At 61.9% G+C, this 21,143-nt stretch carries 21 protein-coding genes and 1 pseudogene; 11 read left to right on the forward strand and 11 right to left on the reverse strand.

Translation table 11 applies throughout. The annotated features are described in order from the left end of the window. Position 1: 1 nt before the first annotated feature. Complete coding sequence (gene xseA / locus MHI61_RS22320) at positions 2 to 1,582, reverse strand: exodeoxyribonuclease VII large subunit (protein ID WP_239790571.1); 1,581 nt, start codon at positions 1,580 to 1,582, stop codon at positions 2 to 4. A 329-nt stretch (positions 1,583 to 1,911) separates the two neighbouring features. Between xseA and MHI61_RS22325 the strand changes: the two genes are divergently transcribed. Beyond that, on the forward strand, positions 1,912 to 2,154 hold the full coding sequence (locus MHI61_RS22325) for a hypothetical protein (RefSeq protein ID WP_038686303.1): 243 nt from the start codon (positions 1,912 to 1,914) through the stop codon (positions 2,152 to 2,154). Positions 2,155 to 2,453: 299 nt separating this feature from the next. On the opposite strand, the gene MHI61_RS22330 is transcribed toward MHI61_RS22325, so the two are convergent. Next, on the reverse strand, positions 2,454 to 4,301 hold the full coding sequence (locus MHI61_RS22330; protein WP_239790572.1) for a hypothetical protein: 1,848 nt from the start codon (positions 4,299 to 4,301) through the stop codon (positions 2,454 to 2,456). Positions 4,302 to 4,462: 161 nt separating this feature from the next. Between MHI61_RS22330 and MHI61_RS22335 the strand changes: the two genes are divergently transcribed. Both MHI61_RS22335 and MHI61_RS22340 read left to right on the forward strand, forming a co-directional pair. Beyond that, complete coding sequence (locus MHI61_RS22335; RefSeq protein WP_239790573.1) at positions 4,463 to 5,470, forward strand: glycosyltransferase; 1,008 nt, start codon at positions 4,463 to 4,465, stop codon at positions 5,468 to 5,470. Then, entirely contained in the window at positions 5,467 to 5,841 is a 375-nt protein-coding gene (locus MHI61_RS22340) for a GtrA family protein (protein ID WP_097666952.1), read from the forward strand. The genes MHI61_RS22335 and MHI61_RS22340 overlap by 4 nt, the downstream gene beginning before the upstream one ends. Before the next feature lie 3 nt (positions 5,842 to 5,844). Here MHI61_RS22340 and MHI61_RS22345 read toward each other — a convergent pair whose 3' ends face one another. Then, the gene (locus tag MHI61_RS22345; protein ID WP_239790574.1) at positions 5,845 to 6,831 is read right to left on the reverse strand and encodes a Gfo/Idh/MocA family oxidoreductase; all 987 of its coding nucleotides are present in this window, start codon (positions 6,829 to 6,831) and stop codon (positions 5,845 to 5,847) included. Positions 6,832 to 7,009: 178 nt separating this feature from the next. Here MHI61_RS22345 and MHI61_RS22350 point away from each other — a divergent pair, with 178 nt between their 5' ends. After that, positions 7,010 to 7,969: an aldo/keto reductase gene (locus tag MHI61_RS22350; protein WP_239790575.1), complete on the forward strand. Its 960-nt coding sequence runs from the start codon at positions 7,010 to 7,012 to the stop codon at positions 7,967 to 7,969. Beyond that, positions 7,966 to 8,409 (forward strand): GNAT family N-acetyltransferase, encoded by a 444-nt coding sequence (locus MHI61_RS22355; protein WP_222144896.1) that lies wholly within the window; start codon positions 7,966 to 7,968, stop codon positions 8,407 to 8,409. Before MHI61_RS22350 ends, MHI61_RS22355 begins: the two co-directional genes overlap by 4 nt. Here MHI61_RS22355 and MHI61_RS22360 read toward each other — a convergent pair. Then, positions 8,399 to 9,015, reverse strand: a pseudogene (locus tag MHI61_RS22360) (hypothetical protein). The gene MHI61_RS22355 and the pseudogene MHI61_RS22360 overlap by 11 nt on opposite strands. A 146-nt stretch (positions 9,016 to 9,161) precedes the next feature. Between MHI61_RS22360 and MHI61_RS22365 the strand changes: the two are divergent. Further along, positions 9,162 to 9,659 carry a ferritin-like domain-containing protein gene (locus MHI61_RS22365; RefSeq protein ID WP_097666946.1) on the forward strand — a complete coding sequence of 166 codons (498 nt, stop codon included), beginning with the start codon at positions 9,162 to 9,164 and terminating at the stop codon, positions 9,657 to 9,659. A 40-nt stretch (positions 9,660 to 9,699) separates the two neighbouring features. On the opposite strand, the gene MHI61_RS22370 is transcribed toward MHI61_RS22365, so the two are convergent. Then, the gene (locus tag MHI61_RS22370; RefSeq protein ID WP_239790576.1) at positions 9,700 to 10,596 is read right to left on the reverse strand and encodes a LysR family transcriptional regulator; all 897 of its coding nucleotides are present in this window, start codon (positions 10,594 to 10,596) and stop codon (positions 9,700 to 9,702) included. Positions 10,597 to 10,726: 130 nt separating this feature from the next. Between MHI61_RS22370 and MHI61_RS22375 the strand changes: the two genes are divergently transcribed. Further along, positions 10,727 to 11,722 carry an aldo/keto reductase gene (locus MHI61_RS22375; RefSeq protein WP_239790577.1) on the forward strand — a complete coding sequence of 332 codons (996 nt, stop codon included), beginning with the start codon at positions 10,727 to 10,729 and terminating at the stop codon, positions 11,720 to 11,722. Between the two features lie 90 nt (positions 11,723 to 11,812). Further along, complete coding sequence (locus MHI61_RS22380) at positions 11,813 to 12,172, forward strand: nuclear transport factor 2 family protein (RefSeq protein ID WP_239790578.1); 360 nt, start codon at positions 11,813 to 11,815, stop codon at positions 12,170 to 12,172. Positions 12,173 to 12,226: 54 nt separating this feature from the next. On the opposite strand, the gene pheT is transcribed toward MHI61_RS22380, so the two are convergent. The 5 genes from pheT to infC all read right to left on the reverse strand — a co-directional run bounded on the left by pheT (position 12,227) and on the right by infC (position 17,395). Beyond that, complete coding sequence (gene pheT, locus MHI61_RS22385) at positions 12,227 to 14,650, reverse strand: phenylalanine--tRNA ligase subunit beta (RefSeq protein ID WP_239790579.1); 2,424 nt, start codon at positions 14,648 to 14,650, stop codon at positions 12,227 to 12,229. Between the two features lie 16 nt (positions 14,651 to 14,666). After that, the gene (gene pheS / locus MHI61_RS22390; protein ID WP_239790581.1) at positions 14,667 to 15,749 is read right to left on the reverse strand and encodes a phenylalanine--tRNA ligase subunit alpha; all 1,083 of its coding nucleotides are present in this window, start codon (positions 15,747 to 15,749) and stop codon (positions 14,667 to 14,669) included. Positions 15,750 to 15,901: 152 nt separating this feature from the next. Continuing rightward, a complete protein-coding gene (rplT, locus tag MHI61_RS22395; protein ID WP_064681475.1) occupies positions 15,902 to 16,306 on the reverse strand; it encodes a 50S ribosomal protein L20 in 405 nt (134 codons plus the stop codon). Between the two features lie 38 nt (positions 16,307 to 16,344). After that, complete coding sequence (gene rpmI / locus MHI61_RS22400) at positions 16,345 to 16,548, reverse strand: 50S ribosomal protein L35 (RefSeq protein ID WP_003570998.1); 204 nt, start codon at positions 16,546 to 16,548, stop codon at positions 16,345 to 16,347. Positions 16,549 to 16,858: 310 nt separating this feature from the next. Next, a complete protein-coding gene (gene infC, locus MHI61_RS22405; RefSeq protein WP_082928759.1) occupies positions 16,859 to 17,395 on the reverse strand; it encodes a translation initiation factor IF-3 in 537 nt (178 codons plus the stop codon). Positions 17,396 to 17,573: 178 nt separating this feature from the next. On the opposite strand from infC, the gene MHI61_RS22410 reads away from it, so the two are divergent. Both MHI61_RS22410 and MHI61_RS22415 read left to right on the forward strand, forming a co-directional pair. Continuing rightward, positions 17,574 to 18,401, forward strand: a complete 828-nt coding sequence (locus MHI61_RS22410; protein ID WP_239790582.1) for an alpha/beta hydrolase — start codon at positions 17,574 to 17,576, stop codon at positions 18,399 to 18,401. A gap of 147 nt (positions 18,402 to 18,548) precedes the next feature. Beyond that, complete coding sequence (locus MHI61_RS22415; RefSeq protein ID WP_097606756.1) at positions 18,549 to 19,148, forward strand: transglutaminase-like cysteine peptidase; 600 nt, start codon at positions 18,549 to 18,551, stop codon at positions 19,146 to 19,148. A 371-nt stretch (positions 19,149 to 19,519) separates the two neighbouring features. On the opposite strand, the gene mbfA is transcribed toward MHI61_RS22415, so the two are convergent. Continuing rightward, positions 19,520 to 20,503: an iron exporter MbfA gene (gene mbfA / locus MHI61_RS22420; protein ID WP_239790584.1), complete on the reverse strand. Its 984-nt coding sequence runs from the start codon at positions 20,501 to 20,503 to the stop codon at positions 19,520 to 19,522. A 171-nt stretch (positions 20,504 to 20,674) separates the two neighbouring features. On the opposite strand from mbfA, the gene MHI61_RS22425 reads away from it, so the two are divergent. Continuing rightward, entirely contained in the window at positions 20,675 to 21,142 is a 468-nt protein-coding gene (locus MHI61_RS22425; protein ID WP_239790585.1) for a truncated hemoglobin, read from the forward strand. The last annotated feature ends 1 nt before the right edge of the window (position 21,143 follow it).

Raw genomic sequence — 21,143 nt, forward strand, 5'->3', positions numbered from 1 at the left:
GTCAGAACAGACTTCCCTGTTTCGTCGGCTCCGCCGGCTTTGCGCTGCGCTTCTTGGCGTTGGCGGGCGGCATGCCGCCTTCGGTAGTGACGGCGCCGATGCGGCCGTCGGCGAATTCGATAGAGACCGCAGCGCCGGCCGAAAGACCTGCCGCCTGCGAGACCGGCCTGTCCTCCTCGTCGCGGATGACGGCGTAACCGCGCTTCAGCACATTCTTATAGGAAAGCGACTGCAGCACCCGATCCTGTGCGGAAAGCTCGGCCCGGGCACGCGTTAACTGGTGGCGAATTGCCGTGTCGGCATGGCGCGAAAGATTGCCGAGACGCTCGCGGGAGCGGTCGGTTTGCGTCTTCAACCGTGCCGGCAGCGAGGCAAGGATCGCCTCAGCGCGCTGGACGCGCGATGTCGAACGGTCGATCAGCCGCTCGACCATACGCTCGGCCCGCACCATCCGCTCATTCAGCCTCTGCCGCCGCTCGGCGATACGATTGGACAGAACATCAGGGCGCAGATGCGCCGCGACACGCTCGAAGCCGCGGCGCTTGTTGACGGTGTTGAGTTCGAGCCCGCGGCCAAGGCCGGCCGCCGCCTCGTCGAAACGACGGCGCGGCAAGGCGAGAAGCTGGTCGAGCGAGGGCAATGCCCGCATCAAACCACGGACGGACTGGCGGCGCTGATCCATCTGCCGGCTCATGCAGCCTTGCAGGCGGGCAGCAAGGGCCGCAAGCTGCGCGTCGAGCTCCGCCTTGACGGGCACGGCCATTTCCGCCGCTCCGGTCGGCGTCGGGGCGCGGACATCGGCGGCATAATCGATCAGCGTCCAATCGGTTTCGTGACCGACGGCCGAGATCAGCGGGATCCGGCTTTCGGCCGCCGCGCGCACGACGATCTCATCGTTGAAACTCCAGAGATCTTCCAGGCTGCCGCCGCCGCGCGCGACGATCAGCACATCAGGGCGTGGGACGGCGCCCGCCGGCTCCAGCCCATTGAAGCCGCGGATGGCGTTGGCCACCTCCTCGCCTGACCCCTCGCCCTGAACCTTCACCGGCCAGACGAGGACATGCACTGGAAATCGGTCGGAGATCCGGTGCAGGATATCGCGGATCACGGCGCCGGTCGGCGAGGTGACGACGCCGATCACCTTGGGCATAAAGGGCAGCCGCTTCTTGCGGGCGGCATCGAACAGGCCCTCGGCACCGAGCTTGCGTTTGCGCTCCTCGATCAGCGCCATCAGCGCGCCGGCGCCGGCCGGCTCCAGCGTCTCGATGACGATCTGATATTTCGAAGAGCCCGGAAAGGTGGTGACCTTGCCGGTGGCGATCACCTCCATGCCCTCTTCCGGACGGAACTTCAGCCGCGAAAAGGTGGTCTTCCAGATGACGGCGTCGATGCGGGCGCGATCGTCCTTCAGCGCGAAATAGGCATGGCCCGAGGAGTGCGGCCCACGATAGCCGGATATTTCACCACGCACGCGAACCTGATCGAAGGCCGTTTCGACGGTACGCTTGATCGAGCCGGAAAGCTCCGAAACCGAATATTCGGCAAGGTTGGTCGGCGAATCGCTGTCGAAGAGGTTGCTCATCTCTTCTTTCTATGTCGATCGGCGGCAAACAGGAAGGTCGCGATCGCGCCAAGGCCGGTTTCCCCCGGCAGTCGAGCTGGTGGTGAAAAGACTCCGCAGGGCGGGCGCTGATCTACGTCCCTTCCACAGGCGGTCGTTGTGCGCAAAAAAAACGCAACAAAATCGAGTAAATCTGTTTCGCGGGGGAACGCTTAGTTAGACTATGCGTTTCAGTCGAAAGGGATTGCTAACCACCGCAATGCAAAGGGTTTTCGGCCGATATGACCGGTAAATCTTTGTTAGGTGGCGCTTCCTATGCTTCCCCTCGTTCTCTTCGGGAAGGTGCTGAAATGATTATTCTCACAGCAGCAGCATTGGGCATCAGCGCCGCGCAAATGCGCTCGGCCGCAGCGATCGCATTGATCGCCGCGCTGATCGGAATCACCTTCGCGCTGGCGGCGATAACCTCGCCAGGGCCGGTGTCGCTCCTGGCCCTCCTCTATGCCATTCTCGGCTACAATGGCGGCCTGATCCTTTACGTGCTCGGCCTCTATGCCCATGCACGCTTTCGCGCGCCGCGTGTTTCCCATTAGAGCCTTTCCTGGTTAGCTTGAAGCATTCTGCCGGAGCAGATTTTCGTCAGGGCAGAGGCGATTGGCGATGGGCATACCCCTTGGTACGTCCGAGCCGATCGCCTCTGATCCTGGCGGAAAGATGCCCGGCCTTTCAGGTTGGCTGAAACGGGCCGGCTGATCGACCGGCCGGCTTGGCCGTAGAGCTGGGCTACGACGCGCGCCGGCCGGTCGACCATCCAACTCCGTTTGAGCCAACAGAATGCTTCAATCTAACCAGGAAAGGCTCTAACGATTTGCCATCACGATGATCGCCGGCGTCAATTCGTCGCCGGCCGATAGCGAAAGAACTGCACAGCCGCATCCGCCGCTTTCGAAACCGGCTCCAGATAGGGCGGAATATTTCCTTTGCCGAGCTGCGCATAGAGGCCGTCCGGCTTCAGTTTCGCGAGCTGCCGTGTCTGCGGATCACCAGGGCAGAAGGCAAGCGTCGTGACGCCTGCCCCCTTCAGAAAAGCTTCCGCCTCCTGCGGCTCAGCCATGCCGATATGCAACTCCGTCAGCATGCCGCCCTGATTGCGGTGATAGGGGGCCGAAAGAACCCGGTTTTGCGTAAATCGGAGAATTGCGACGCCCATTTCCGATGGCGCGGAGACGAGGCCGACAGGAAGCCCGGCAAGCGGCGCCAGTGCCTCTCTCGATGCACAGGCCTTTTCCTTTGCCGGTTCCGACGCCTTCTTCTGCGCCTCATTCTGCATCTGCAGCGAGATGAGCCCACCGCCGACGGCCCAGGCGGCGGGGACACCTGCAAGCACCGTCACCACATAGACGAAGGCAACGGCGATATTTTCGCTGTCACTGTTGGAGATGCGCCTGATATCGATGATCAGCAGGGCAAGCGGCAGGATGGAGATGAGATTCGAGAAGGTCGAGCCGCGCACCTGGACGAGCGCGATCGCCCAGCTTATGGCAAGCAGGAACAGCAGAACGAGGTGAATTTGCACGCGGTCGCGCCGAACGATGCGGAAGATACAGACGACAATGCCGAAAAGACCGGCCGCATAGAAGGCGCCGATATCGAAAGCTTCGCTGCGCGCCAAAGCTACGATCGACTTCGCCTCGGAAACATTCCGCAGCCAGAGTTCGACCAGCATGGGATCGAGACCGGCCAGCGGATCGCTCAGGCACTGCGGCGCGATCAAGACAGTCGAACCGAGGACGCCGGCGCCGACGACGGCGAGCGCCGCAAAGCGCAGCGGCCTGGTGAGTCCGCTCGCAAACACCACGCAAAACAGCAGAAGCCCGCCGCCGATAGCCGCCAGGCTGTAATAGCCGAGCGAGAGATTGTCGCAGGTGACCATCGAATAGAGCCGCGGCGGCACCGTTGCGAAGAAGAGGATGCTGATCATCAGCGCCAGCGCAAGCCCGAAGGACTGGGCGGCGACGGCGAAATCCTTGCCCTCCCATGCCCAGAGAACGGCGACCGTCAGGCAGACGGCGGCAACGAAGGGCGTCGTCTCGGCGCCGATGGCGATGGCGATGGCGGCCGCAATGCCGGCAACTGCATAGCTCCAGCCGCGACGCTTCGGATCCAGCAGCATCGCTGTCATTGTCGCGACCAGCGCCAGTTGCGCATTGTGATGATCGATGGCGCCCGGCGCGAACCGGTTTCCAGTATAGATCGTGAGCGCGGTCAGCCCGAGACTGATATGCATGCCGGCAACGCCGCCGATGCGCCGGCCGGCAACGGCCATGGCGAGCATGGCGGGCAGGATGAGCGATACGGGCCAGATGCCGAGCGCGATCGCCTCGGCCGTCTCACGCGGCGCAAACAGACCGAAGAACCAGATCAGCGAAGCGATCGGCAGGTCGATCAACCGCGACCAGTGCATCAGCGTGCCGCCATTGAGGCCGAGACGATATTGCATCAGATCGAACCAGCCCTGGCCGGCGAGAAAATCGCGCACCTCGACGAGGCGCATGCCATCGTCATTGTCGGGGCCGACGTAATCGGCAGCGCCATAGAGCCTGGTGGCGACGATGACGGCGGCAAGAATGACGCTATAGGCGATGACGGTCGGCCACAGACGCATCAGCAGGCCGCGGATGCCGCCGCTCGGGATATCGGTCGCGGATGATGTGTTGGTGATCGGCTGTACGGCGTTCATCGTGGTTAGCGGTTCGTTTCCGGATGGCCGAACCTTAGCCGCCGCCGATCAAGAAAGTGTAAAGCCGGCTGCCGGCGCGGCCGATTTTGCCTGCGTCATAGGGTCTTATTAACGCTGCATGATTTAGGCTGGTGGCGGCTGTCAGTGTAACGAGTAGAGTCATGGCCCGATCGCGTACCCACCACCCGAACATTGCCGTCCTGCTTCCCTGTTATAATGAAGCCGCGACGATCGGCTCTGTGGTGCAGGGCTTCCGGGCAACGCTGCCGGATGCCGCGATCCACGTTTACGACAATAATTCCACCGACGGAACCGCGCTGCAGGCGATGCTGGCCGGCGCGCATGTCGTGCGCGAGCGGCGGCAGGGCAAGGGTCATGTGGTGCGCCGGATGTTCGCCGACATCGAGGCCGACATCTACATCATCGCGGACGGCGACGGAACTTATGCGCCAGGCGATGCCGAGGAGCTGGTGCGCACGCTTCTGACCGAGCGCGCCGACATGGTTGTCGGAACCCGGCGCGGCGTGCATGCCGATGCCGGCCGTCAGGGCCACGCGCTCGGCAACCGGCTTTTCAACCTGCTCTACCGGACGATCTTCGGTCCTGATTTCACCGATATCTTTTCCGGCTACCGCGCCTTTTCGCGCCGTTTCGTCAAGAGCTTCCCGGCCGTATCAGGCGGCTTCGAGATCGAAACCGAGATGTCTGTGCATGCCTCGCGGCTGAAGCTGCCGGTCAGCGAACTTGAACTGGATTATGGCCGCCGACCGGAAGGCTCGCACTCCAAGCTTTCGACGTTCCGCGACGGCGCCAAGATCCTCTGGATGTTTGCGATGCTGATGAAAGAAACCCGGCCCTTCGCCTTCTTCAGCGCGATCAGCGGTCTCTTCATGCTGGCGAGCCTCGGCTTCATGACGCCGGTGCTGGCGGAATATTTCGAGACGGGTCTCGTCAGCCGCATGCCGACCTGGGTTCTGTCGACGGCGCTGATGATGATCTCCTTCATGCTGTTCACCGCCGGCGTCATCCTGGATTCGGTCGCCCGCGCCCGCGCCGAGCAGCTGCGTATCCACTATATGAGCCTGGAAACGCCAAGTGCAGCCAAGCTGCCTGATCGCGAGCCAGCGCCAGCGCTCCGCGCCGGCCGCGGCAAGGCGAATGCAGCGTGAAGAAGCTCATCCGTTTCGCGATTGCCGGCGGCATCGGCTTTCTCGTCGATGCAGGTGTGCTGTCGGCGCTCCTCGATCTGACGCCGCTCGGGCCCTTCCTGGCGCGGCTGATTGCGATCGCCCTCGCAATGGCGGCGACCTGGGCTTTCAACCGGAACTTCACCTTCGATCGCTCCGGCCGCTCGCTGGCCGCCGAAGGCTTCCGCTACGGCTCGGTCGGCGTCACGGCGGCGCTCGTCAATTACGGACTTTATTCCGCGCTGCTGCTTTCGCTGCCCGGGCTCCAACCGCTTGCGGCGATGGTGGTTGCCAGCGTCGCCGCGATGGTCTTCAGCTTCTTCGGCTATTCGCGCTTCGTCTTCCGCGCGTGATCATCAGACCGCCTCCCAGCCGTCCTTCTCGCTGGCGCGATAGATCGCATCGATCACCTTCTGGTTCAGCTTCGAATTTTCGAGCGTGACGATCTCTTCCTTGCCGTTCTTTACCGCCCGAGCGAAAGCCTCGACTTCGCGCCTGTACTGGCGATTGTCCTGGAAGCGGAAGATGCGCGATTCATTGTGGCTGCGATCGGCAAGTTCGATCTCTTCCGGCCCCCAGCGATTGGCGTTGAACGGCGACTTGACCTCGATGTAACCGTCGGTGCCGTGGAAGACCATGATCTGGCGGTTGGCCATCTGCGTCGAGACATAGAAGCTCAGCTCGAAATCGTCGAAGTCGGCTTTGACGCTCGAATAGATATCGGTGCCGAAATCCGGATCGCGCTCGGTGATCGCCTGGACCCAGAGCGGCTCCTTGCCAGTGGAGAACCGCGTGCTCATGACGGGGTAGACGCCGATATCGGGAAGGCCGCCGCCGCCGAGCTCGGGAACGTTGCGCATATTGTCGGGATCGCGGTTGAAATAGGTGAAGGCGCCCTGCACATGCCGGAGCGAACCGATCGCGCCCTCATCGATCAGCGAACGCACCTTCTGCCAGACCGGCGAATAGGTGATCATATAGGCTTCCGTGACCACCACCTTATTGCGGTCGCGAGCGGCGATCACCGCGTCGATATCGTCGGCCTTCAGCGCCAAGGGCTTTTCGCAGAGCACATGCTTGCCGGCATCGGCTGCTTTGATCGACCATTCGATATGCTGCGAGGTCGGCAGCGGGATATAGACGGCTTCGATGACATCGGAGGCCAGCATTTCCTCATAGGAGCCGAAGGCATGCGGCACAGAGAAGCGGTCGGCCATCTCCCTTGCGCGCGCGAGATCCCGGCTCGCAATCGCCGTGACGACACAATTTTCCGCGTCCTGTATGGCGGGAACGACATTGTCGCGACCGATCTTCGCCGTCGAAATGATACCGAAACGCAGCATGTCCAAACCTCCCGGAACTGATGTCCGCGAACCATATTCAGGGGTTGGCTGCGGCGCAATGGTGCGACATGAAATCACGGAAGTTTGGTTTCCCGGATGCCGGGATCGCGCTACTTTACCTCAGGCGGCGTTCTGCCGTATCCGCGATTTCACTCACCTAACGATTTTGGAGAGCGTCATGGAAATGCGCCGGCTTGGAAAAACAGGTCTTTCGGTCGCGCCGATTGTCATCGGCGGCAATGTCTTCGGCTGGACGGCCGACGAGAAAACATCCTTCGCCATTCTCGACGCCTTTTTCGATGCGGGCCTGAATGCGATCGATACGGCGGATGTCTATTCCGCCTGGGCTCCCGGCAACAAGGGCGGCGATTCCGAGGAGATCATCGGGCGCTGGCTGGAGCAGGCGAGGATTTCGCGCGACAAGGCCGTCATCATCACCAAGGTCGGTTCGGACATGGGTCAGGGAAAGACGTTGAAGGCGAGCTATATTGTGAAGGCGGTCGAAGCGTCGCTCGGCCGGCTGCAGACCGACTACATCGACCTCTATCTCTCGCACTGGCCGGACGCCGATACGCCGCACGAGGAAACGCTCGGCGCCTATGCCAAGCTGAAAGCGCAGGGCAAGATCCGCGCCATCGGCTGCTCGAATTATGATGCGGAGCAGCTGGAGGCTTCCTTCGACGCTGCCGAAAAGGCCGGTCTGCCGCGTTACGACGTGCTGCAGCCGGAATATAATCTCTACGCACGTGCGAGCTTCGAGGGGCCGCTCGCCGAGCTTTGCGTCAAGGAAGATATCGGTGTCATCACCTATTTCAGCCTCGCCGCCGGCTTCCTCACCGGCAAATACCGCAGCAAGGCCGATACCCAGGGCCGCGCCCGCGAGGGCCGGGTTTCGCAATATCTCGACGAAAAGGGCCTGCGCATTCTCGCCGCGCTCGACAAGGTGTCTGCCGAGACCGGCGCCAAGCCCGCGGAAATCTCGCTTGCCTGGCTCTTGCGCAAGAAGGGTGTGACGGCGCCGATCGCCAGCGCCACCAGCCTTTCGCAGCTCGGAAGCCTGGTGAAAGCGGCGACCCTTTCGCTTTCCGATGACGCGATGGCGTTGCTCGACGAAGCCGCTGAGAGAATAGGACGATGACCATGACGATACGCGATGCCCGCCCCGAAGACGAAACCCGCTGGCGCCAACTCTGGGCGGCCTATCTCGCCTTTTACCAGGTGACCGTCGATGCCGATATCACCGACCAGACCTGGCGACGGGTCTTCGATCCGGCCTCGGCGATCGCCATGCGCGTCGCCGAGATCGACGGCAGGATCATGGGCTTTGCGCTCTATCTCACCCATGAGGGCACGTGGATTCGCGGCAGGGACTGCTATCTCGAAGACCTGTTCGTCGATCCCGAGGCGCGCGGCAAGGGCGTCGGCCGGGCGTTGATGGACGATCTCGTCGCGCTCGGCAAGGCGAAGGGCTGGTCGCGGCTTTATTGGCATACGAGCGAAAACAACAAGACCGCCCGGGCGCTCTATGACAGCTATGTCGAGAGCGACGGCCACATCCGCTATCGTATCAGCTTCTGAGCGCGGGAAATCCCTCGTAGAAAGCGCCATGATCGCCCTCCCAGTTCGCCATGCCCGGCTTGGTGAGGATGCCGCGCGGGCTGACATAGCTCTGGATGATCCGCTTCGGCCGTTCGTGCCACTGGATATTGAAGGCCCAGAGCTTGGGGAAGAAGCAGAGCGATGCATAAGTCAGGTGGTCGTGGATCCACCAGGCGAGCCGCTGCCAATCGCTTTCATCGCGATAGCGGTCGATCATCCACGGCACGGCGATGCAGGCGGCGGCGCCCATGCAGCCGTCGAAATCCCTGATATCCCAGATGTGATGGGCAGCAGTGGCGGCATTGGTCGAGCAGTTCAGCTTGTTCTCGTTGCCGAACCTGTTGACATCAGGCGAGCGATAGCCGGAGCGAATGTGCAGGCGCCCGAAGGTTGCCTCCAGCGGCTCCAGCAATTCCTCGCAAAGCCGCCTCCCGCCTCGATCGCCAGGTCGGGATCCTCGGGAATGTTGGGGATGCGGTAGAAATCGGCGATTTCGGAATGCAGGAAATCGCGGAAGAAGAAGTTTTGCGACAGCCGCACGCGGCCCAGATCCTCCAGACCTTTCATCGAACCCGGCTTCCGCATCATTTTTCCTCCCGACATCAACGGCGGGATGATTGCCCGGCGAAGATTTCCAGTCCACCCGAAATCGCTCGGGAACAATTTGCGCAATCCTTGCTTCTTAATGTGTCGCCGCGTTCGCGGCCTTTCCCAAAACAAGGATCGAGAAAATGGCCAAGGAAAAGACGTTGGAAGATCTCTTCTACGACACGCTCAAGGATATTTACTTCGCCGAGCGGCAGATATTGCGCGCCCTGCCGAAGATGGCGCGGGCCGCCCAGTCCTCCGACGTGAAGGCGGGCTTCCAGAAGCATCTCGAGGAAACCGAAGCCCAGGTCGAGCGCCTGCAGCAGGTGTTCGAAAAGATCGGCAAGCGCGCCCAGGGCAAGACCTGCGAGGCGATCCAGGGCATTATCGCCGAGGGCGAAGAGATCATGGAAGAATTCAAGGGCACGCCGGCGCTGGATGCCGGTCTGATTTCGGCCGCGCAGTCCGTCGAACACTATGAAATCGCCCGGTACGGTACGCTGAAAACCTGGGCTGCAACGCTCGGCCTCAAGGATGTCGTCAGCCTGCTCGATCAGACGCTGCAGGAAGAGACGGCCACCGACAAGAAACTCTCGCAGCTCGCCACCACCGCGGCGAACCAGAAGGCGAAGGCCGCCTGACCCATATGGAAAGGGTGGCCGTCATATCGACCGGCCACCCTTATCCGTCCCCCGCATATTTGAAGAAGTCTATGAAGGCGCGCAGCGCCGGCCGCATCTGCCGACGGCTCGGATAATAGACGAATGGGCCGGGATAGGGCGCGCACCAATCCTTCAGCACCCGCACCAGTCTGCCGGCTGCCAGTTCGGCATGAACCCGCATATCGAAGAGATAGGCGAGGCCGGCACCGTTCAGCGCCGCAAGCAGGGCCAGCCGGTCTTCGCTGACAACAAGCGGCCCATCGACTGCAACGATCAGTTCCTGACCGTCCTTTTCGAATTCCCAGCGATAGATGGAGCCGTTGGTGAAGCGCCGCTTGATGCAGCGGTGATAAACAAGATCGCGCGGATGCTCCGGCTTCGGGTAGCGCTCGAAATAATCCGGCGAGGCCGCGATGACAGTCGTCAGCTTGGGCGAGATCCTGACGGCGATCATATCGGCCTCGAGGCTCTCCTCCAGCCGGATGCCGGCGTCGAAACCCTCCCTGACAATATCGGTGAAACCGTCCTCATTGGCGATCTCCAGAGTGATGTCTGGGTAAAGATTGAGAAAATCGCCGAGGCGCGGGGCGAGCAAAATATCGGAGGCGAAGCGCGGCGCGGTGATGCGCAGATTTCCCGCGGGCTTGCCGCGCGTATCTCTGACGGCCTCCAAGGCAACATCGATCTCCTCCAGCGCCGGGCGGAGCCTTTCGAGGAGCAGGCGGCCCTCCTCCGTCGGCGCGACGCTGCGGGTGGTGCGCGCCAGCAGTCTGACGCCCAGGCTTTCCTCAAGGCTCGAGATCGCATGGCTGATGGCCGACGGCGCGACGAGGAGGTCCCTGGCCGCTGCACGAAAGCTGCGATGCTCGGAAACGGCGGCGAGAACGGCGAGTTGCGAGAGCTGAGTTCTGTTCATTGATCGAAATTATAGAACAGGCCGTTAGAAACTGCATGCATTTTCTGATCGATGTACCGCCGATATCATCTGCCCGTACCGCAACGATATCCTCAGCGGTTCACATTCAGCTCAGAATAAGGAGCGCATCATGAACACCCGGAAACTCGGAAACGATCTCACCGTCTCAGCCGTCGGCCTTGGCTGCATGGGCATGAGCTTTGCCTATGGCGCCAGCGATGAAGCGGAATCGATCCGGACACTCAACCGCGCCGTCGATCTCGGCGTCACCTTCTTCGACACCGCCGAAGTCTACGGTCCTTTCACCAACGAGGTCCTCCTGGGAAAAGCGCTGAAGCCGTTTCGCGACCGCGTGGTGATCGCCACCAAATTCGGCTTCAAGATCGATACCAGTAAGGCGGGCGCTGCCGCCATCGCCGGCGTCGACAGCCGCCCCGAACATGTCAGGGCGGTTGCCGAGGCTTCGCTGAAACGTCTCGGCATCGAGACCATCGACCTGCTCTACCAGCACCGGGTCGACCCCAACGTGCCGATCGAGGAAACAGTCGGCGTCATGGCCGAATTGGTGAGGGAAGGCAAAGTCCGTGCGCTCGGCCTTTCGGAAGCCGGCAGCGCCACCATCCGCCGGGCGCATGCGGTCCATCCGATCGCAGCGCTGCAGAGCGAATATTCGCTCTGGACTCGCGATCCCGAAGAGGACGTGCTTGCCACCTGCCGTGAACTCGGCATCGGCTTCGTGCCCTACAGCCCGCTCGGCCGCGGTTTCCTGACGGGAGCGATCCGCAAGGCCGACGATCTCGCCGCCGACGATTTCCGCCGGCAGGTGCCGCGTTTCCAGGCGGAAAATTTCGATGCCAACGCCGCACTCGTCGCAGCGCTCGAAGAGCTTGCCGCCGAGAAGGGCGTCACGGCCGCGCAGCTGGCGCTGGCCTGGGTGCTAAGCCAGGGCGACGACATCGTGCCGATCCCCGGCGCCCGCAAGCTTCACCATCTCGAACAGAACGCCGCCGCTGCCGATATCACGCTCAGCCCAGCAGAGCTCCGGCAACTCGGCGAAGCGATCCCCACCGCACAGGTGGCGGGAAAACGCTATTCGGACGCCTCGCTTGCGATGACGAATCTGTAATCGAAGAAGCCCGGCCTGATGCAGCCGGCCGGGCTTGCCTTCGCCGCCGGCGAAACTATCTAACGCCATCTCGGAGAACGGGATGAAAACATGTCGGACAAGCAAGCAGTCGAACAGACGGTTCATCTCTATGTCGAAGGCATGGCCTTCGCCAATGCGGCAGCCTTGAAGAAGGCCTTTCACCCGCAAAGCTCGATCATCGGCTACTACCAGAATGCCGTCGAATGGCTGACGCGGGACGAATTCATCGCCGCGATCCTGGCGGAGGAGCCGGCGCCGCCCGGCACGCAGCCCTTCATGGACATACAAAGCGTCGACGTCGAGGGTGAGGCAGCGAGCGTCAAGGTTACCGACGATTTCGCCGGAATGCGCTTTACCGACTATCTCTCATTGCTGAAGATCGACGGCCGATGGGTGATCGTCAGCAAGCTCTACCATCTTCACACGTGAAAGAATCGGCCGCCGCAACGACCGATTCTTTGTGTTTGGCGAAGACTGGCGGGATCAGCTTCTGAGGACGCCGCCGGTGAACTTCGCGACACTGGCGACGATCTTCTGCGTCAGCGCTTCGAAATCCTCATCCGTCAGCGTGCGCTCGACCGGCTGGATCTGAACCTCGATCGCCACCGATTTCTTGCCGTCGCCGACAGACGCACCTTCGAAGATGTCGAAGACGTTGACGCCGGTGACGAGCTTGCGGTCTGCCCCGGTCGCAGCCTTGATGATGGCGCCCGATTCCACCGTCTTGTCGACGACGAAGGCGAAGTCCCGCTTGACCGCCTGGAAGGGTGACAGTTCCAGCGCCGGCTTGGTGCGGGTCGCCTTCTTCTTCGGCTCGGCCATCGCGTCGAGATAGACCTCGAAGCCACAGAGGGCGCCGGAGACATCGAGCGCTTCCAGCGTCAGTGGGTGGAATTCACCGAAGTAACCGAGCACCACCTTCGGCCCCATCTTGATCGTGCCGGAGCGGCCGGGATGATACCATTCCGGGCCGCCCTGCTCGATCTGGATATTGCCCATCGGCAAGCCGCAGGCTTCGATGACGGCGAGCGCATCGGCCTTGGCGTCGAAGACGTCGACCGGTTTGCCGCCGCCCTTCACTGCATTCGACCACATGCGGCCTCCGCCGGCGAGCGAGGCGGTGCCGCGGCGGATGCCGCCGGCAACGCGGCGCTGACCGTCCGGCCTGTCGTTCTCATAGGTGCCCGAGACTTCGAAGATCGCCACGTCGCCATAGCCTTTGTCGGCATTGCGCTGAGCAGCCGTCAGCAGGCCCGGCAGCAGCGAGGGGCGCATATCCGACATTTCGGCGGCAATCGGATTGGCGAGCTTCAGGGCGGCGGAACCGCCGCCGAAGAGCTTTGCCTGATCTTCCGGAATGAAGGACCAGGTGACGGCCTCCAGCATGCCGCGCGAGGCAAGCGCGCGCTTGGCCGCGCGGGTGCGGATCTGCAGCGTCGTCAGGATCCTGCCGTTAACGGCGGCATGGCTTTCGAGCGGCGCCGGCTTAATCTTGTCGACGCCGTGGATGCGCATGACCTCCTCGACGAGATCGGCCTTGCCGTCGACATCGGGGCGCCACGAGGGTACGGAGACGGAAACGCGTTCGCCGGAGCCGGAAACCGTGAAGCCGAGGCGGGCGAGGATCGAGTTGCTTTCCTCCGTCGAGACTTCCAGGCCGGTCAGGCGCTTGACCTCCGAATAGGGGAAATCGACGACCTTCGGCTCATAGCCCTTGTATCCGACGACCTCGGCCCTCGCGGCCGCGCCGCCGCAGAGCTCAAGCACCAGTTCCGTCGTGCGTTCGAGACCGGGAACCATATATTCCGGATCGACGCCGCGCTCGAAACGGTAGCGGGCATCGGTGATAATACCCAGGCTGCGGCCCGATTTGGCGATGTTCATCGGGTCCCAGAGGGCCGATTCGATCAGCACGTCGACGGTGTTCTCGTCGCATCCGGAATGTTCGCCGCCCATGATGCCGCCGATCGATTCGATGCCATCTTCATCGGCGATGACGACGTTGTTCGGACCAAGCTTGTATTCGCGCTGGTCGAGCGCGAGCACGGTCTCGCCTTCCCTGGCGCGGCGAACGGTGAGATTGCCCGTGACCTTGGCGGCGTCGAAGACGTGCATCGGCCGGCCCTGATCGAAGGTCATGTAATTGGTGATATCGACCAGCGCATTGATGGGGCGCAGCCCGATGGCGGTCAGCCGCTGCTGCAGCCAGCGCGGGCTCGGGCCGTTCCTGACGCCGCGCACGAGGCGGAGCGAAAAGCCGGGGCAGAGCTTGGGATCGTCGAGATCTAGCGTCAGCTTGACCGGCGTTTCGCCTTCGACGGAGAAGCTCGGCGCGCCCCGTGTCTTCAGCGTGCCGAGACCTGAAGCGGCGAGATCGCGGGCAATGCCGTGGATCGAGGTGCAGTCCGGCCGGTTCGGCGTCAAATTGATCTCGATAACGGGATCATCGAGGTGAGCATAGGCGGCGTAGCTCTGGCCGACCGGCGCATCCTCGGGCAGATCGATGATGCCGTCGTGACTGTCGGAGATCTGCAGCTCTTTTTCGGAGCACATCATGCCGCGGCTTTCGACGCCGCGGATATTGCCGACGGCAAGTGTCGCGTCGATACCAGGAACATAGGTTCCGGGTGCGGCGAAGGCACCGACGAGGCCGGCGCGCGCATTCGGGGCGCCGCAGACGACCTGGACCGGCGCACCGGCGCCGGTGTCGACCATCAGCACCTTCAGGCGATCGGCCTGCGGATGTTTTTCCGCCGAGACAACTCTTGCGATGACGAAGGGCTTGAATGCTGCCTTGTCGTCGACATCCTCCACCTCCAGCCCGATCTCGGTCAGGCGGGTGCAGATTTCATCGAGCGTGGCATCCGTTTCCAGATGCTCTTTCAGCCAGGAGAGCGTGAATTTCATCGTCTCAATTCTCCGTTCAAGCGCTGAGGCCGCCGAACAGCGTCGGCATGTCGAGCGGGCGGAAGCCGTAATGCGTCATCCAGCGGACGTCGGCATTGAAGAAGTCGCGCAGGTCGGGCATGCCGTATTTCAGCATGGCGATGCGGTCGAGGCCCATGCCCCAGGCAAAGCCCTGATACTCGTCCGGATCGAGGCCGCCATAACGCAGCACGTTCGGGTGAACCATACCGCAGCCGAGGATCTCCATCCAATCGGTGCCTTCGCCGAACTTGACGATCGGGCCGGAGCGATCGCACTGGATATCGACCTCGAAGGAGGGCTCGGTGAAGGGGAAGAAGGATGGGCGGAAGCGCATCGTCACGCTGTCGACCTCGAAGAAGGTCTTGCAGAACTCCTCGAGCACCCAGCGGATATTGGCGACATTGGCCTTCTTGTCGATGACCAGGCCCTCGACCTGGTGGAACATCGGCGAATGCGTGGCATCGCTGTCCTGGCGATAGGTCTTGCCGGGAATGATGATGCGGATCGGCGGCTTCTGCGATTCCATGGTGCGCACCTGCACCGGCGAGGTGTGCGTGCGCAGCACCTTGCGCTCACCGTTTTCGTCAGGATTGAAGAAGAAAGTGTCGTGCATCTCGCGGGCCGGATGGCCTTCGGGAAAATTCAGCGCGGTGAAATTGTAATAATCGGTCTCGATATCGGGGCCTTCGGCGATCGAGAAACCCATGTCAGCGAAGATCGCGGTGATCTCGTCGACGATCTGGCTGATCGGATGGATGCGGCCGCGCTCGGCCGGTGAGGAGCGCACCGGCAGGCTGACATCGACGGTTTCGGCCTTCAGGCGGGCGTTGACCGCCGCCATTTTCAGCACCGACTTGCGTTCGGCGACGGCATCCGTCACCGCATTCTTCAGGGCGTTGATCGCAGCACCCCGGGTCTGGCGCTCCTCCGGCGTCATCGCGCCGAGCGTCTTCAGGAGTTCCGAGACCGAGCCCTTCTTGCCGAGAGCGGAGACGCGCACGGCTTCCAGGGCGGCCTCGTCATTGGCGGCGGCGATTTCCGCGAGCAGCGATGAGTTGAGCTGGTCGATATCTGACATTGTCACTTCTTTCCGTCCAGTATCAGGCGGGGATCGGGAGGCAGGCGGCGCCGACCGGCGCAAGGGATATAAAAGAAAGAAAAACCCGCGCTAGCCCAAACCAGCGCGGGTTTCCCAAAAAGTCAAAAAGCGTCAAGCTTGGGAAGCGCTGGTTAACGAACCGCGCCTTCAAACTCGTTGGCCGTACCGGTTTCCTTGAGGTATTCAAGGGCCTTCTTGGCGGCATTGACGAGCGCGCCGAATGCTTCCGGCTCGTGGATCGCCATGTCGGAGAGAACCTTGCGGTCGACTTCGATGCCAGCCTTGTTCAGGCCGTCGATGAAGCGGCCATAGGTCAGGCCGAATTCGCGGACAGCAGCGTTGATGCGCTGGATCCAGAGCGCGCGGAAGTTGCGCTTGTTGACCTTGCGGTCGCGGTAAGCGTACTGCTTCGACCGGTCGACAGCGGCCTTGGCGGCGCGGATGGTATTCTTGCGGCGGCCGTAAAAGCCCTTGGCGGCCTTCAGAACCTTCTTGTGCTTGGCGTGAGAGGTGACGCCTCTTTTTACACGTGCCATATCATGATCTCCTTAAATCTAGCGTTCGCGGACGAGTCTCAGAGACCGTTCGGCAGGTAATTCTTGATAACCTTGCGGCCATCCGGTTCTGCAAGAACCATCGTGCCACGTGCATCGCGAATGAACTTGTTGGTACGCTTGATCATGCCATGGCGCTTGCCGGCAGCGGCAGCCTTGACCTTGCCCGTCGCGGTGATCTTGAACCGCTTCTTGGCAGAGGACTTCGTCTTCATCTTGGGCATTTTGCTACTCCTTCTGTCCTCCCTGCGCGCTTCATCAAAAAAGCCCTCTCGCGAAGTCCGGTTCTCCGGCCGTCGCAACAAGGTGCGGGAGCGTTTGTTGTTGATCTGCGGCTTCGGCGACGAACCGTTCCGCAAGCATTCGAAACTGCCACGGCATGCCCTGCCGGTCAGTTCGGACGCGCGCTTATAACCGCAGCGTCATGAAAGTGCAACGGGGCCGCGGAGGAATCTTCGCCAGCCCAAAATCGCGATGGCCGAAAGCACAAAAGCCGCCCTTGCGGACGGCCTTGGGCAAAAAGGTGTCTGGCGCTTACTTCGGCGCCAGCACCATCATCATCTGACGGCCTTCGAGCTTGGGCTCGGCTTCGACCTTGGCGATCTCAAGCGTGTCGGCCTTGACCTGCTGCAGAAGCTTCATGCCGAGCTCCTGGTGGGCCATTTCACGGCCGCGGAACTTCAGCGTCACCTTGACCTTGTCACCCTCGTCGAAGAAGCGGCCCATCGCCTTCATCTTCACCTCATAATCATGGGTGTCGATGTTCGGGCGCATCTTGATTTCTTTGACTTCGACGATCTTCTGCTTCTTGCGCGCCTCGGCGGCCTTCTTCTGGTTGGCGTATTTCAGCTTGCCCAGATCGAGGATCTTGCACACCGGCGGTTCGGCATTGGGGGAAATTTCGACAAGATCGAGGCCGGCTTCTTCTGCCATTCTCAAGGCCTGGTCGGTGGGCACGATGCCCATATTCTGTCCGTCAGCCGCGATCAGCTGAACTTTGGGAATGCGGATTTCACGGTTCGAGCGCGGGCCGTCCTTCACGGGCGCATCGGTCTTAAAAGGTCTGCGAATGGTCGTATTCTCCTCGCGTTGTTTCCGGAATGTTGCAGCCGCGCGCTCCCGACCAGGGTGCACAAACGTATCTCGTTATCGCTGCAACGGAGTCAATATCATCCTTTAGCGGAAAAATCACCTGCTGTCAGCCTGCCGAGAATCTGTTTTATAGGCCAAAACAACAGGAGTTTCGCCGATGTCCGATCAGACGCCAAATGTCCAGCCGCAGTTCCTGACGGTCGGTGAAGGCGAGGCGGCGCGTGAGATCGCCATGCTGGTGCGCCCGGCGCAAGTCGGTAACAACGCCCCGACACTTGTTTGGCTATCCGGCTACCGTTCCGACATGTGCGGTACCAAGGCATTGGAGCTCGATGGACTGGCGGGCGAACTCGGTACCGCCTGCATCCGCCTCGACTATTCCGGTCACGGACTTTCCGGCGGCAGCATTCGCGACGGCACGATCTCACGCTGGCTGGAGGAGGCGCTGGCCGTCATCCGCCACATCGCACCCGACCGAGTTATTCTCGTCGGCTCCTCGATGGGAGGCTGGATTGCGCTGCGGCTGGCGCAGGAGCTCGGGCGACTGGACGGCCCCAAGCTCGAAGGCCCAAAACTCGAAGGAATGGTGCTGATCGCGCCGGCGCCCGATTTCACCTCCGAACTGATCGAGCCGAACCTGACGGCCAAGGAGCGTAAGTCGCTGGCGGAGCGAGGCTATTTCGAAGAGCGCTCGCTATACAGCCCGGAGCCGGACATCTATACCAGCACGCTGATCGAGGACGGCCGCAAGAACCGCGTGCTCGACGGCATGATCGAGACGGGCTGCCCGGTGCATATTCTCCAGGGCATGAAGGATCCCGACGTGCCGCATGCGCATGCGATGAAACTTGTCGAACACCTTCCTGCCGACGACGTGGTGCTGACCTTCATCCGCGACGGCGACCATCGCCTGTCCCGCCCCAGCGATATCGCCCTTATTCTGAGCGCCGTCAAAGGTCTCATCCGCTCCTCCATGGTCGGCTAATAATCTGCCGAGCAAGCTCGCCACTTGTTGCATTTTAACCATGTCGACGGGTCGCAAGGTCCCTACAAGAAGTAACGATTGACTCTTCTCGGCCCTCTCCATTAACAGTTTGTTAATAATTAAGGGGCGATCGAGGAAAGAGCGGGCGTGCGGATCAAAGGTATCTTTGTGGCCATGATGGCCGTGTTTGCGATGGCGACTGCCGCCATCCCAGCTCCAAGCAGAAATGCTTCCATGGTAACAGGCAACGCCACTTCGCAGCCGATCGGCCATTATGATTTCTGTCAGACCCACAGCAGTGAATGCGGCGCAAACCGCAATGCTGGCCCCGTGGAGATGACCCCGGCCAAGTGGTCGCTCGTCCGTTCGGTCAACGCCACCATCAACCGCACGATCACGCCGATGACCGACAAGGAAATCTACGGCAAGGACGAAGTCTGGGCCTATCCGACCACCGCCGGCGACTGCGAGGACTTCGCGCTCTTGAAGCGGCGCATCCTGATCCAGCGCGGCGTTCCGGCCGCCGACCTGCTGATGACCGTCGTGCGCAAGCCTGACGGTGAGGGCCATGCCGTCCTGACGCTGCGCACCGCCGAGGGCGACTTCGTGCTCGACAACCTCGCCGCCGACGTCAAGCCGTGGTTCGGAACGCCCTATTCTTTCGTCAAGCGCCAGTCGAGCTACAACGCCGGCCGCTGGGTCACCATCGAGAACGGCCGCGACGTTCTGGTCGGCGCACTGCGCTGAGGATTTCAGGGGATGCGGGGAAAAGGCCGGCGAAAGCCGGCCTTTTGCTTTTGGGGGAATTGGAACCGCGTCGACCGTCACCTTTCGCTTCCGCTCAAGCTGTTCGTCGCTCATGCTCCTCACCCCATCATCTGCCCTTCGGGCATCTTCTCCCCGCTGGGACTCCCCAACGTGTAAGGATGAGGGCTGTTTGCTGTGGCTGCCGACCAGGATGAGGGAGGTGGGCTTGTGATATAAATCGGCGTGGAGATTGCGGCAGTGTAAGTGGGTTGCGTTTGCCGCGTACTATCCCGGCCCTCCTCATGGCTCCGGGCGTTCGCTGTGCAATCAAATTCACTGGGTCGATTGCTCGGGCTCTGCCCGACCGCAGCTCACCCATTCCCGATCAAAATCCCTGCACCGAGCACCAGGCTGCCGCCGAGCACCACCTGAAAGGCGGCGCGCAGGAACGGCGTTTCCATGTAGCGGTTCTGGATGAAGGCGATCGCCCAGAGTTCGAAGAAGACGATGACGCCCGCGGTGATCGTCGCCGTCCAGAAATGCGGGATCAGATAGGGCAGCGCGTGGCCGAGGCCGCCGAGCGTCGTCATGATGCCGCAGGCAAGGCCGCGCTTGACCGGCGAGCCCCTGCCGGAGATCTTGCCGTCGTCATGGGCGGCCTCGGTGAAGCCCATCGAGATGCCGGCGCCGACGGATGCGGAAAGGCCGACGAGGAAGGTCTGCCAGGTGTCCTGGGTGGCAAAGGCGGCGGCAAAGATCGGCGCCAGAGTCGAGACCGAGCCGTCCATCAGCCCGGCAAGGCCCGGCTGCACATAGGTCAGCACGAATTGCCGGTGCGCCGCCTCGTCCTCGTCGCGCTTGATATCTTCGGGCGTATGTTTGTCGCCCAGCATGCGGGCAATATCCTCATGTCCCTGCTCGGCGAGCGCGAGATCGCCGAGAAGCTCTCGCGTGGAGGCGTCCGAGGTCCGCTTTGCCGCTTCGACATAGAAGCGGTAGGCCTGGTCCTCCATTGCCTCGGTCTCCTGCCGTATCGCATCGAGCGAAAGGCTTGCCCTGAGCCAGTCTGGCTTGCGTTCGTAGAAGCCCTGCACATGTTCGCGCCGGATCAGCGGGATGCGCTCGCCGAAACGCTGGCGATGGATCTCGATCAGGGATTTGCGATGGGTGTCCTCGACCTCGGCCATATCTTCGAAAACCTTTGCCGAGGCCGGGAATTCGTTCCGGAGCCTGTCGGCATAAGCAAGGTAGATGCGGGCATCGTCTTCCTCGGAGGCGATTGCGAGGGCGAGAATCTCCTGCTCGGACAGCGACTCGAAAGACCGTTTCGGTGATCTGAAAAATCGCGCCAACATAACTATTCTCCATAATTTAGAATTATTCTAAATCTAAAGAAGGAGCCAATGGCGGTCAAGGGTGCAGACAGGCCGGCTGACAGATTGCCGCAAGCCGCACGGATACCTTTGGCGCGCCGGCACAAACACCTATATGAGAGAGCGCCGCATTATGCGGCGCCGGGGTTTATGATGGATAATGACATTCAGGGCCGTCCTGCCCATGTCGCGGCGATCCGCGAAAGGGCGGAGGTCGAGATGCGGGCGATGGGCGTTGATGAGGCCTTCATCGGCAGGCTGGTCGAGACTTTTTACGGGCGCGTGCTGACGCATCCCGATCTCGGTCCGGTGTTCGACGCCAGGCTCTCCGGCCGCTGGCCGGAGCATATGGAGAAGATGAAGAGCTTCTGGTCGGCCGTCGCCTTCCGTAGCGGCGCCTATGGCGGCAAGCCGGTGCAGGCGCATACCGGCGTCGCGGACCTGACGCCGGATCTCTTTCCGAAATGGCTGGCGCTGTTTGCCGCAACGCTCGACGATGTCACCCCGTCGCCGGAGGCCAAGGCCTGGTTCATGGCGACGGCGGAGCGGATCGCGAAGAGCCTGACGCTGTCGCTGTTCTACAATCCGGCGCTCGACGACCCGGCGAAGAAGGCGGGCTGAC

It is taken from the genome of Rhizobium sp. K102 (assembly GCF_022385315.1).
GTDB lineage: Bacteria > Pseudomonadota > Alphaproteobacteria > Rhizobiales > Rhizobiaceae > Rhizobium > Rhizobium croatiense.